Consider the following 12,580-nt stretch of genomic DNA (forward strand, 5'->3'; position numbering starts at 1 on the left):
CTGCGCTGTGGAACAACAACCGGTCACTGATCGACAAAAGGGTGACGGGCATCACCTGCCATGCTGGTTTGCACGGTGCAAGGCACCTCCCATTTCACGGGCGCTTTTCCCAGACTGTTTTCCCCAGACTGTTTTTCCCAGACCGCAGGTCCCAGATCGCCATTTCCCAGCACTCATGACCGTTAAGAAGGATCCGATGAGTATTTCAAATTCCGAGTCCCGGACCGCGGAGGCCCGTCCCCGCGCGGAGCATTCCACTGCGCTGCGCGCCGGCAGCGTCGGCGTCATGGGCATTCTCTTTTTTGTCTTGTCCGCCCAGGCGCCATTGACCGGCATCGTCGGAGCGTCACCGCTGGCCGCGGCCCTCGGGAACGGGGCCGGGGCGCCCGGGGCATATCTGGTGGTGGGCATCGTCATCGTGATCTTCGCCGTCGGATTCGTCGCCATGAGCCGCAAGATCCAGGCCAATGGCGCCTTCTACGCCTACGTCACCGCCGCATTTGGGCGGAAGATTGGGGCAGGAGCTGCGTGGCTGGCGCTCCTCGCGTACAGCACGGTCCAGGCCGCGATGTACGGGCTGTACGGCGCCGCGTTCTCGGGTGTCCTGGGAACCGCCGGCATTGAGGTCCCCTGGTGGCTGCTGGCCGTGATCACCATGGCGGGAGTGCAGGTGCTGGGATCCCTCAACATCGAACTCGGGGCGCGGGTCCTGGCGGTGCTCGTGGGCCTGGAAGTCGCCATCCTGCTCATGTTCGGGTTGACAGTGCTGTTGCGCGGCGGTGGGCCGGAAGGAATCAGCCTGGCGGCATCCTTCTCTCCCGCGGCGATCGGCGCCGGGGCCCCGGGGGTGGCCATCATGTTCGCTGTCGCCTCGATGTTCGGCTTTGAATCCACGGCCATCTACTCGGCCGAAGCCAAGGATGCGCACCGCACGGTGGCCCGCGCCACGTATCTGTCGGTGGGGGTGATCTCGGTGTTCTTCTCCTTCATTTCCTGGATGCTGGTCAGCTACTACGGCCCCTCGCACGTCATTGATGCCGCGGGCGCGGCTCTCGAATCGGGCGATTCCACCGCCTTTGTGCTGACACCGATGGTGGAGCTGTTCGGGCCATGGGCCGGAACCGTCACCGGCATCCTGCTGGTGACGTCCCTGCTCGCCGGCATCATCGCCTTCCACAACGGCATCAACCGCTACCTCCACTCGCTGGCGCTGCGCGGATCGATGCCCGCCGCCTTGGCCCGGACCAACCGGCACAAGGCCCCCGCCGTCGCTGCCCGGATCCAGACCGTCATCGCGCTCCTGCTGGTGGCGCCGTTCGCCCTGCTATCCCTGGATCCCGTCCTGACCCTCTTTTCCTGGTTCAGCGGGCTGGCCGTGGCGGCGCTGCTGGTGCTGTACATGCTCTGCTCCCTGGCCGTCGTCGCGTACTTTCGGCGCGAACGGGAAGCCGGCCAGATCTGGCAGACTGCGGTGGCGCCCGTGCTCGCCACCCTGCTGCTTGGCTGGGTCCTGTTCCTCGTGATCAGCAACTTCACCGCGCTGATCGGCGGCAGTGCTGAAACGGCCGTGGGCCTGCTGATGACAGTCCCCGTTGTGTTTGCGGCCGGCGTGCTGGTGGAAATCGGCGTGGAACGCCGGGCAGCGAGGGCAGGGATCGCGGCGTAGCGAGGGGCCCTGCCCTAGGGCAGGGCCCCTGGCCCGCTCTGGATGTCTTATTTCGACACGTTTATCCTCGTAGCTGGAACTCGTTCCGTAACATTGGAGCAAATACAGGCCTCGGCTTGCCAAGCTAGCGCTAAAGGACTAATGCATTGTCACTCGAATCACTGCCCGTCCTGGACTTCTCCCGATTGACTGCAGGACCGGAGGAGGCCTCCCAGTTTCGGGACGACCTGCGTAACGCCATGCATGAAGTCGGGTTCCTCTATCTGGCCGGCCATGGCATTCCGCAGGAGCTCACTGACGCCATGCTCGAGGTCTCACGCCGCTTCTTCGAACTGCCCGAGGAGCAGAAACTCGCCATCGAGAACGTCCACAGCCCGCAGTTCCGCGGCTATACCCGCGTCGGCGGCGAACTCACGGACGGAGCTGTTGACTGGCGCGAGCAGATTGACATCGGCGTCGAGCGTGACGCGGTGAAGCCGGGCGCCGGTGTCGCCGACTACTGGCGCCTGGAAGGGCCCAACCTGTGGCCGGAGGCGCTGCCTGAAATGCGGGCGATTGTCTCTGAATGGACCGAGCGGCTGAGCGCCATCTCCCTCACCCTCCTGCGGGCCCTGGCCGTGTCCCTCGGAGCACCCGAGGACACCTTCGACGCGGCCTTTGCCGCACGGGCTTTCCCGCTGCTCAAGATTGTGCGCTATCCCGGGGAATCCAACCCGGAGCCGAAGCAGGGCGTCGGTTCCCACCGCGACGGCGGCGTCCTGACGCTCCTGCTGGTGGAACCCGGAAAGGGCGGCCTCCAGGTCGAGTACCAGGGGAAGTGGATCGACGCACCCCAGGTGCCCGGAACATTCGTGGTCAACATCGGCGAGATGCTCGAGCTGGCCACGAACGGCTACCTCAAGGCCACCCTGCACCGCGTGATCTCGCCCCTGCGCGGCACGGACAGGATCTCCCTGCCGTTCTTCTACAACCCCGCGCTGGACGCGACCATGCCCAAGCTTGCGGTGAGCCCGGAGTTTCAGGCCAAAGCCCGTGGGCTCTCCGTTGACCCGACCAACAGCCCGATTCTGGAAACCTACGGCGATAACGCCCTTCGCTACCGGCTCCGGGCCCACCCGAACGTTGCCGCAGACCACCATGCGGATCTGATCACGAGCTGACGTCCCCGCGGCCCTGGCGACGGCGGGTGCATTCGGCCGCCGGCGGCGGCGGGCAACGAAGGTCCTGCTCAGGCGCCGCGGCGCCAGTCGCTGGGGGATTCGCCGAAGGCATCGCGGAAGGACCGGCTGAAGTGGGCGGCATCCAGGAAGCCCCAGCGCCCGGCCACGGCCCCCACCGGCATCCCGGCCAGGAGCGGATCCCGCAGCTCGCGTCGGGCCCCTTCCAGCCGCTGGGTCCGGATCCAGCTCGCCACGGTGGTCCCGGACTCGTGGAAGACGTTGTGCAGGTGCCTGGTGGAGATGAAATGGGCCGCCGCGATGGAGGCTGGCGAGAGCAGCGGATCGGCCAGGTGGGCGTCGATGTACTCGCGGACAGAGGCCGCCAGGAGGGCCTGCGGCCGCATCCGGTCCGCGGACATGTCCAGCTCCGAATGCAGCATCGTGGAGACGAGATCGAGGGCATTCGTGGCCAGGCGGGACCCGCTCGGGCCGCCCAGCGCGTCCAGGTTCTCGGCAAGATGGGCGATGAAAGGCCCGACGATCGCGGCGAGGCCGCCGTCGGCGGCCATCCGCACGGCCGAGAGCTGGGCGATGCAGTCCGGCGGCAGGGACAGGGCGTCCCAGGGGAACATCACCACCATGAGCCGGGCGTCCTCCTCGAAGGCAAGCGTGTACGGGCGGCTGGTGTCGTAGATGGAGAGGTCGCCCGGGCGCAGGACGGCCTCGCGGTTGTCCTGGATGAGGAGACCGGTGCCCTGGAGCTGGAGATTGAGCTTGAAATAGCGCTGGTTGGACTGGGCGATCAGCGCCGGCGTGCGGTGCACTTCATGGCTTGTCGACGAGACTTCGACGATCGCCACCCGGTCCAGCTTGCGGGCCCGCATGCGGCCACGGAAATGGTCCGCATCGGCGCACGAGGCAGCCAGCGGAACGAAGGACTCCGCGACGAGGTGCCTCCAGTGCTCAAACGAGGCCGCTGTGCTGGTGTGGACGTCCTGTCCGGCGGCGATGGCGGCAATGGCGTCGCTGGCGGCACTGTGGGTTGGGCGGACTGCAACTGCGGTCATCGAAGATCCTGACGCCGTCGGAGGTGAAGGGACTGCACCGTTTCCGGGAACTGTGTCGTGGGACACAGTCCTTTCAGGGTAGCGGCGCGGCGCGCAGCTGTCATCTTTTTTCGACGTTCGGCGAAAAAAGATCTCCGGTCATCAAAGATAATCGGGTGCCTTTTCCAGTCCGAAGTAATCCTCCAGGGCGGCAATGCCGGTGTCTTTCATGTCCTGGGCGACGGCCCGTCCGACATAACGCATATGCCATGGCTCGTAGGTGTAGCCGGTAGTGCCCTCGGCGCCGGCCGGATATCGGATGATGAACCCGTACTCCCAGCCGTGCGTGGCCGCCCACTTCCCCGCGGGGGTATTTGCGAAGCAGGCCTGCAGGGCGCAGGTTCCGCTGGCATTGCCGATGTCCATGGCCAGGCCGGTCTGGTGTTCACTGTAGCCGGGCCTGGCGGCAAGCGTGTCCGCCGTCGCCTGTCCGTACTGGCGGACGTAGCTGTCGTAAAGGCTGGCCTGCTGGCTGAACGAGCGGTAGCCACTGATTGGCAGGATATTCACGCCGGCCGACTTGGCGGCTCTGGCAAACTGCTTGTAGGCGTCCGCGGCCTGCGCGCGCAAACGTTCCCCCTGGACTGCGACCAGCGACCCCGGCACGTACCCGGTCGGGTTCAGCTGCCGGTGCTTGTTGACTACCACCTGAAGGCTGGAGGCCGTGTCGAGGTCGTAACCCGCCGAGGCCACTGCCGTCACCGGCGGTGCGATCATGCCGAGCGAAAGCACCAGACCCGCCACGGCACCTGTCATCCTGCTGATTCTTCTAAGCATGATTGCCCCCAAGAAGTGTCCGGAACAAGATGGGGGAACAGTACCCGTCTGCAGGTGCGCCGTCGAGAGGGTCGCGGTCAAGAGCCGGCGGAGAGGGCAGTCGAGCGGGTGCCGCCGGACGGTACGCTCACGCGAGACTCATCCGCGCGGCACCCGCGCGCAGGGAAGGGGCCGGCTTCCGTCGGTCGGCCCGCCTAGCTTTCCAGCAGGGCCAGGAATCCCTCCAGCTGCCCTTTCAGGCCGAGCTCCATCTGGCCTTCGGGAGCCAGGGCCGCTGCGATCTGCGCGCCGAGGAGGAAGTTGAGCAGCTGCCCGGCCAGTACGGAATCGGCGACGGCTGTGGTGAAGGCGCCGGATTGCCGCGCCTCGGCAAGGTGCTGGCATATCTCCGCAAGCCATTGCTCCATCGAGTCCCGGTGGATCCGGGCCTTGCCGGGATCATTGATGGCTTTTTGCCAAAAGGGAATGACAATCCGGGCCTCGTTGATCCGCTCCTCATCCAGGGGCAGCACCTCGATGCAGAACGACCTCAGGGCTGTAAGTCCGGACTGCCCTGCGGTGACCTCCGCGATCCGTTCGTTGGTGCGGTTGAAGACGTGCCCGAACGCGAACGTCAGGAGGTCATCCTTCGTGGGGAAGTAGGGCTTGAGGGCCCCGTTCGCGAAGCCGGCCTCCAGGGCAATCTCCCGCATGGTGGCGCTTTCGATGCCGAGCCGGGCGATGGTCCGCCATGTCGCGTCGACGAGTTCAAGCCGCCGCTGGTCGTGGTCGACAATCTTTGGCACCGGGCTCCCCAATTTTTCTTGCGTCGGACTCCGTGGCACAGCTTACATTTCCGTATTCTCTGCAACTATAGAAAATAAAGTTCCGACCCGCCAGGGTCCCCGAACGGAGGCCGTGGCGGTGTGCCTGCCGTGCGCCGGGCACATCTGGCGCCGCGGCCGGGCCGGCGCCCTTCGCCAGGTCATGGCCGCGCGCTGGCGATGACCGGGGTGCTGCTGGCGGTCATCGCGCCGGAAATGACGACGGCGCTGCTCGCCGCGACGCTCTTGGCCCGGCTCCGGGCACGGCCCCACCCGGCCGAATGAGGGCAATCCAAGGTAAAAGTGCGGCCAACACGCGGCCACCGCAGCTGAGGCGGGTCAGTCGTTGAACAGCCCCGCCAGGTCCTCGGCCGTCAACGCCCCGCCGGTCAACGCGTCGCCTTCCATGACGTCGGCGAAGAGCTGGGATTTCTTCGCCTTGAGCGCCATGACCTTTTCCTCGATCGTGTCCTTGGCGACGAGCCGGTAGACCATGACGTTCCGGGCCTGGCCGATCCTGTGTGTGCGGTCCACGGCCTGGGCCTCGGACGCGGGGTTCCACCACGGGTCCAGCAGGAACACGTAGTCGGCCTCAGTCAGGTTCAGGCCGAAGCCGCCGGCCTTGAGGCTGATCAGGAACACCGGGGCGGCGCCGTTCTTGAACTCGTTCACGACGTCGGTGCGGTTGCGCGTGCCGCCGTCGAGGTAGCAGAACTCGATGTTTTCTTCGACGAGCCGCTCCCGGACCTTGCCCAGGAAGCCGGTGAACTGGCTGAAGATCAGGGCCCGGTGGCCTTCGGCCACGAGGTCCGCGAGCTGCTCGAACAGGACGTCGAGCTTGCTGGAGCGCACCCCGGACAGGGAGGGGTCGATCAGCGAGGGATCCAGGCTGAGCTGCCGGAGCAGGGTCAGCGACTGGAAGATGGTGAACCGGTTCTTGTTGACGTCCTCAATCAGGCCCAGGATCTTTTGCCGCTCCCGCTGCAGGTGCGTCTGGTAGACCTTCTGGTGCCGCGGATTCAGCACGACTTCCAGGATCTGCTCCTGCTTGGGCGGCAGGTCCTTGATGACCTGCTCCTTGGTGCGCCGCATCATGAGGGGCCGGACCCGCCGCCGGAGCTTATCCAGCTGCCCCCTGTCCCCGTTCTTCTCCACCGGCTTCTGGTAATACTCGGCGAACCGTTTGGGGCTGGAAAAGAGTCCGGGGGCCACGATCGAGGTCAGGGCCCAGAACTCCATCAGGTTGTTTTCCAGCGGGGTGCCCGTGATGGCGAGCTTGAAGCCGGCCGGCAGTTTGCGGGCGCACTGGTAGGCCTTGGACTGGTGGTTCTTGACGAACTGCGCCTCGTCCAGGACCAGGCCGGCCCAGGCCTGGGCGGCATAGGCCTCGTAGTCGATCCGGAACAGGGCGTAGGAGGTGATGATGATATCCGCGCCGGCCATCGCCTCGGACGGGTCCGAGCCGCTCTTGGCGAAGGTTTCGCCGATGGCGCGCACGCTCAGCCCCGGGGCGAACCGTGCGGTCTCCGCCTCCCAGTTGCCCACCACGCTGGTGGGGGCAACGACAAGGAACGGCGCGGTCCGGGCAGCGGGCGCCTCCGGCGTTGGGTCCGGAGTTGTGTCCGCGGTTGAATCGGAAGTTGAGTCCGGTGTTAAGTCCGCGGTTGAATCGGCGGAAACGACGGCGGCGGCGGCGTCTTTCGCGGCGCAGATCAGCGCCAGGGCCTGCACCGTCTTGCCCAGGCCCATGTCGTCGGCCAGCACGCCGCCGAGGCCGTGGCGGTACAGGAAGCTCAGCCAGTTGAAGCCCTCCAGCTGGTACGGGCGCAGCTCGGCGTTCAGTGTCGCAGGCAGGGGGAGGCCCTTGATGCCGCCTTCCAGCAGGCCGCCCACGGATTCGCGCCAGGCGGCGGCCTGTTCGTCCACGATGCCCAGGTGCGCGAGCTCGTCCCACAGTCCGGCCTGGAAGCGGCTGATCTGCAGGGGAGCGTCCTTGTCTCCGGGGTTGTCCTGCAGGGAACGCGCCTCGTCGATCAGGGCCCGGAGCTGGTGCAGTTCGGGCAGGTCCAGGGAGAAGTACGCCCCGCTGGGCAGCAGCATCCGGGTCTGGCCGGCGGCGAGGGCGGAAAACAGGGCGGCGAAGGAGACCGGCTGGCCCTCCAGAGTGATCACGATGCCAAGATCGAACCAGTCACGGCTGTCCGTCGCCTTCGTGGAGATCGCCACCACCGGCGCCTCTTCGGCCTCGCGGTAGTCCGCAATCTCGCCGGAGGTATCCACGGAGACGTCGGGGAGGTCCCGGAGCCGGGGCAGCACGTCCTCGGTGAACGCCAGGGTGTCCAGCCCGGCCAGTTCTGCCGTGGCGGCAAGGCGCGGCGTTCCCCAGCCGCCGGTCGCGGATTCGCCCAGCGCGGGCACCACGTCCCAGGGCTGCCCCACGCCCTCGAGGATCCGGGCCTCGGCGGGGTCGTCCCGGTAGCCGTGGTCGCCGGGGTGCCGCCACAGCGGCTGGGCCGTGACGAGGTTCCCGGACGTGTAGTGCCATTCCCAGTGCAGCCTGACCCGGTGGTCCGCACCGTAGTTGGCCAGCAGGGACAGGGTGGGCACGGCCAGCGAGGGCAGTTCCACGGATTCGTCGGAGGCCGTCACCCGGGCGGTCTGCTTGAGCTTGGGGTAAAAACCGGTCAGGAAGCGGCTTTCGTCCCGTGCAGGGATGTGCAGGGTGGTTCCGCCGGTGACGAAAGTCAGCAGTTCCTCGCTGAGCCCGCTTTCCAGCGGGGCCAGGGTGATGACGGGGTCGGCGGGGGCGACGCCGGGCAGGGCGTCGCCGTCGGTGGCCAGGAAGATTCCGTGTGCCGGGCGGCCGATGGTCCCGACCGTCGCCGGATCCACCACTTCGCCTTCGATCGTGATGGTCGGCGCGAGCGCGAGCCCGCCGTCCTCCCCGCCTGTGCCGAACCGCGCCAGGTTCAGTCCGACGGCGGCAGGCTGCTCGACGAACCGCACCGGCTCGGCGCCGCGGCTGTGCACCAGGGCGACGCCGATCTTCTGGGCCTGGGACAGCAGGCTCCACAGGTTCTTGCCGGCGTAGGTGTTCAGTCCCAGCCACAGTCCGGTGCCCGAGTGCTGGCGGTTCGCCACGGCGGTGTGGGAGGCGAGGAATTCCTGCATCCATTCCACGTGGGCCTCGTTGCATTCGCGCCGGTAGTTCAGGTAGCTCAGCGTGCTCCAGGAGACATCGCCGCGGATCCACTTGCCCTTGGCCCCCATGATCACGGGGCGTGCCTTGAGCTGCCGGACACTCCGGAGCGGATCTCGGCGGCCCGTGTAGGAAAAGTGCGGGGCGGGTTCCTCGACGTCGAACTGCAGCGCCAGCGGGGTGCCGTTGGCGGACGGCGCGATTCCCGGCCGGGCGATCAGGGGGCTCAGCGCCTGCTCCCAGTCGGCCATTTCCGGCGGCGCGCTCTGGCGCGACAGCCGCGTGGCCTCGGCAGGGGCCAACAGTTGCATGCGGGTCGCCGGGTTGTCTTCGGCGGCGAACAGCAGGGCCGCGACGTGCTTGCAGTCCTTGCGGACGGGGCAGCTGCAGACGCCCACCGTGCAGCTCCAGCCACTGGGCTTCCGGACAAGCTTCGCCGTCGTGGAGTACGGCACTTCGGATCCGCCGCGCACCTTCCCCAGCAGCAGGCCCGTGGCGGCGTCGAAGGACATGCCGGAAACACGGCTCCCCATGGCGTAGGCCAGCCCGGCCGCGAGGGAGCGGTCGTTAATCGCGGGAGTCTGTATTGCCAGTGCCGCACTCTCGTCCGGATGGGATGGCATGTGCGCGCTACTTTCGGCAGGTGGTCATCTGACCCATCTTACCGAGGCTTCGCGGGACCCGGAACTTCGCCGGTACCCGCGGAACCGCCGCCCAAACTTCGCCTGACGTTCAACTGGGGCTCGGCTGCCCGCCGTGAAGACCGACCTACCGTGGAGAGGTCCGGAGTATCAGCAGTGCCAGCAGTAAGGATTCCGAATGACCAACGGCGAGCCCACCATCCAGTCCGCCCCCAGCTACCCCACAGTGCTGACCACGGAGAGCCTCAAAGGCGGAAACGAGGACGTTGTCGACGCAAACGTCAACGTGGTCAACGCCATGTTCGAGGAATTGCTCGAAGCGGACGAGATCTCCCCGACCGCCCTGCGCAGCTACTACGTGGACTTCTACCTGACGCAGGCGCTGGCCGGCGGCTTCGCGCAGTACGTCTTCACGGTCCCCGAACGCGAGGATGTCGATCCCTACGTCCGGGAAGGCCTGGCGGCCATGGGTGCCGACGCGCACCTGGACCTCTTCAACCGCACCGTGGCCGCCTTCGGCGCCCTCACCGACACCGACGTCGACACCTACCTCGACGGCGGCAGTGGCTGGGCCGCCGACGGCGACGACACAACCGAAGACGACACAACTGAAGACGACACAGCCGAAGACGCTCCGGGGGACGGGGTTTCCGACGCCGTCCGGCGCATCGAAGAACTGGACGGGGAATTCGAGTCGCTCCTGGAAACCGAGGACATCGCGGCCCTGAACGCCGCCTGGCTGCGCGGCCAGGAGGACCTGCTGGTCCTTGCCGAGGACGACCTCGACGCCCACATTGCCGGTCGGGTGGCCCGGGTTCCAGACCTCGCGGAGCGCCAGGCGGCCGCCGCGGAGGAAGCCCTCCTGGACGCGCCGGAGTTCGAACAGATCATCCGGGAGCTGTGCGACATCGCGGGCCACACCCTGGAGCGGATCACCATGGGTGATCCCAACCATGAGCACAACGGGGAAACCACCCTGGCGTGGCACTTCACCACCGAACAGGGCGAATTCCTCATGCTGGAAGACGACGAGGAGGCCTTCATGCTGAACCCGCGCACCCAGGAGATCCTCGCCGCCGTCGAATTTGAAGAGGCGGAATTTGAAGAGGCGGACTTCGCAGAGGCCGGCGCCTAAGAAGCCGGCGCTTAAGCCACGTTCCCCGGTACGGCCGGCGCCTCCCCCCAAAGAGCAGGCGCCGGCCGTACGCCGGACCCGGCAGGCCTGGCCTGGCCAGCCGGAAGGGGCGGGCCGCCGGCCCTGGAGGAGCCTACGGAACCGGCGGCGCGGTGATCATCTCTCCGGAGGGTGCCACAAGGTACCAGACTCCGCCGACGCCCTGGCCGTTGGTGTCCCCCGCGGCCGCGTCCTTGGCGAAGTAGTAGATCGGCATCCCGTTGATGGTGATCTGCATCTTTCCGTCAGCCGTCGGAATGGTTCCGATCTTGCCGGTGACGCCCTCAACGGTGGGGGTCGCCGTCGTCGAAGTGACCGCGGGCCACGACGTCAGGCACCCGGCGGTGCAGGCACTGGTCCCGGAGTCCTTCGTGTTCTTGGTGAAGTAATAGACGCTCAGTCCTTGGCCGCCCACCACGATCTGTCCGTACTTGGACTGGGCCACCGTGAGCTCGGCAGCGGACGCCGGCGCGGAACTGGATGCGGCGGCGGACGACTCTGCAGGCATAGAAGAGGCGGCGGAGGTGGCCGGCGCCGCCGATGTCGGCGTCGTCGTGGTCGCACCGCCACCGCAGCCGGACAGTAGCGCGGCCAGGGCAAACGCGGACAAGCCAATGCTGAGGTGCTTCTTCATTGCTGCTCCTAGACTCGAGCCAGCCCAACTCGGAGGCCGGCGCTACCTGATAGGACGCCGTGGAGCGCGGAATGGTTCACGCCAGTGCCGTTTATGCCTCCGCCTTATATTCCTTCGCCGTTTATGTCTGGGCGCTCCTGCGGCACACTGAACTATTGGGGCCGCCCGTACGTCTTACAGGCGGAGAGGCGCAGGAAATCAGCTCGGAGGACAAAAACCCGCAGGAGGTGGGAAATGCCGCTGGACGAAGAAGTCGTGGCTGCCATCTACCGCGACCACGGGACGGCCTTGAAGCGTTTCGTCCTCAGCGCCTCCCGCGATCCCCAGCTCGCCGATGACGTCGTCCAGGAAACCGTGCTGCGGGTCTGGCAGCAGGCACCGCAGATCACCGGAAGCCTGCGAAGCTACCTGTTCAGGACGGCGCGCAACATCATGATCGACAACTACCGCAAGGCCCAGCGGCGGCCCCAGGAAGCCGGCGAACGCGATGTCCCGGACACCCCCGACGGCGCCGGGCGGATCGATGAACTGCTCAACAAGGTCCTGATGGAGGAGGCGCTGCTGCGGCTCAGCGCGGAACACCGCGAAGTCCTCGTAGCGCTCCATTACCGCCGCTACACAGTCCAGGAGGCATCCGCCCAATTGAAGATCCCCAGCGGCACGGTGAAGTCCCGGGCGTTCTACGCCGTGAGGGCCCTTCGGACCATCCTCGACGAGATGGGGGTGCAGCGGTGAACGACAGCGACCTGCATCAGCTCCTCGGCGCGTACCTGCTCGGCGGGCTCGAGCGGGACGAGGCCGAAACCTTCGAACGGCACCTGGCCGTGTGTGCAGAATGCCGGCAGGAGCTGGACGACCTCGCGAGCCTCCCCGCCCTGCTCGACGCCATCCCGGTGCCCGACGCGGTCGCACTCACCGTGGCGGCCGCGGCCGCCCGGGAGAGGGCGCTTGTTCCGCCGGAACCGGTCCCCGTCCCGCGCCGGCTCCTGGATGAGATCGCCGCCCGCCGCCGGAAGGTGCGGCGGCGCTGGACGGCGGCGGTAGCCGCCGCGGCAGCCGCGTGCCTGGGGGCCGGAATCATGGTCGGACCCTTGCTGAGCCAGCCCCCGAAACCGGACGCGAGCTATTCCGTGGCGGCCAGCAGCGGGCTGCAGGTCTCGGTGGGCCTCGTGAAGAAAACCTGGGGCACCGAGCTGGCGGTGGACGGCCGGAGCCTGCCCGTCGCCGGGACCCTCTCGCTGTGGGTCAAGGACCGCGACGGCGGCGAGGACCGCGCCTGCGCGTGGACTGCGACACCCACCGGCAGGGTCCGGATCACCGGGGCGACGCCGGTGCAGCTGGCCAGGATCGCCAGTGTGGAGATGCGCGACGAGCAGCAGCAGACCGTGGCAGTCATTGCCGTCCCGCAGGGGTAGCGTCC

10 protein-coding genes are annotated in these 12,580 nt (G+C 67.2%); 5 read left to right on the top strand and 5 right to left on the bottom strand.

The genetic code is table 11. The features are described 5' to 3' along the window. Positions 1-196 precede the first annotated feature (196 nt). Entirely contained in the window at positions 197-1,666 is a 1,470-nt protein-coding gene (locus AC1DDO_RS17420) for an APC family permease (RefSeq protein ID WP_476868850.1), read from the top strand. Positions 1,667-1,812: 146 nt separating this feature from the next. Further along, positions 1,813-2,826, top strand: coding sequence for an isopenicillin N synthase family dioxygenase (locus AC1DDO_RS17425; RefSeq protein ID WP_476868851.1), 1,014 nt, complete (start codon positions 1,813-1,815; stop codon positions 2,824-2,826). 68 nt (positions 2,827-2,894) lie between these two features. Here the strand turns inward: AC1DDO_RS17425 and AC1DDO_RS17430 are convergent, their stop codons facing one another. The 4 genes from AC1DDO_RS17430 to AC1DDO_RS17445 all read right to left on the bottom strand — a co-directional run bounded on the left by AC1DDO_RS17430 (position 2,895) and on the right by AC1DDO_RS17445 (position 9,334). Beyond that, the gene (locus AC1DDO_RS17430) at positions 2,895-3,893 is read right to left on the bottom strand and encodes an AraC-like ligand-binding domain-containing protein (protein WP_476868852.1); all 999 of its coding nucleotides are present in this window, start codon (positions 3,891-3,893) and stop codon (positions 2,895-2,897) included. 141 nt (positions 3,894-4,034) lie between these two features. Beyond that, on the bottom strand, positions 4,035-4,688 hold the full coding sequence (locus AC1DDO_RS17435) for a M15 family metallopeptidase (protein WP_476868853.1): 654 nt from the start codon (positions 4,686-4,688) through the stop codon (positions 4,035-4,037). Positions 4,689-4,903: 215 nt separating this feature from the next. Then, entirely contained in the window at positions 4,904-5,494 is a 591-nt protein-coding gene (locus AC1DDO_RS17440; RefSeq protein WP_476868854.1) for a TetR/AcrR family transcriptional regulator, read from the bottom strand. A 357-nt stretch (positions 5,495-5,851) separates the two neighbouring features. Then, positions 5,852-9,334 carry a DEAD/DEAH box helicase gene (locus AC1DDO_RS17445; protein WP_476972404.1) on the bottom strand — a complete coding sequence of 1,161 codons (3,483 nt, stop codon included), beginning with the start codon at positions 9,332-9,334 and terminating at the stop codon, positions 5,852-5,854. Between the two features lie 196 nt (positions 9,335-9,530). Between AC1DDO_RS17445 and AC1DDO_RS17450 the strand changes: the two genes are divergently transcribed. After that, complete coding sequence (locus tag AC1DDO_RS17450) at positions 9,531-10,487, top strand: DMP19 family protein (RefSeq protein ID WP_476972405.1); 957 nt, start codon at positions 9,531-9,533, stop codon at positions 10,485-10,487. 133 nt (positions 10,488-10,620) lie between these two features. Here the strand turns inward: AC1DDO_RS17450 and AC1DDO_RS17455 are convergent, their stop codons facing one another. After that, a complete protein-coding gene (locus AC1DDO_RS17455; protein WP_476972406.1) occupies positions 10,621-11,160 on the bottom strand; it encodes a COG4315 family predicted lipoprotein in 540 nt (179 codons plus the stop codon). A 234-nt stretch (positions 11,161-11,394) separates the two neighbouring features. Here AC1DDO_RS17455 and AC1DDO_RS17460 point away from each other — a divergent pair, with 234 nt between their 5' ends. Together AC1DDO_RS17460 and AC1DDO_RS17465 are read left to right on the top strand one after the other, a co-directional pair. Then, positions 11,395-11,895 carry a sigma-70 family RNA polymerase sigma factor gene (locus tag AC1DDO_RS17460; RefSeq protein WP_476972407.1) on the top strand — a complete coding sequence of 167 codons (501 nt, stop codon included), beginning with the start codon at positions 11,395-11,397 and terminating at the stop codon, positions 11,893-11,895. Further along, complete coding sequence (locus tag AC1DDO_RS17465) at positions 11,892-12,575, top strand: zf-HC2 domain-containing protein (RefSeq protein WP_476972408.1); 684 nt, start codon at positions 11,892-11,894, stop codon at positions 12,573-12,575. Before AC1DDO_RS17460 ends, AC1DDO_RS17465 begins: the two co-directional genes overlap by 4 nt. Positions 12,576-12,580 lie beyond the last annotated feature (5 nt).

It is taken from the genome of Arthrobacter sp. 10N43, from assembly GCF_056394525.1.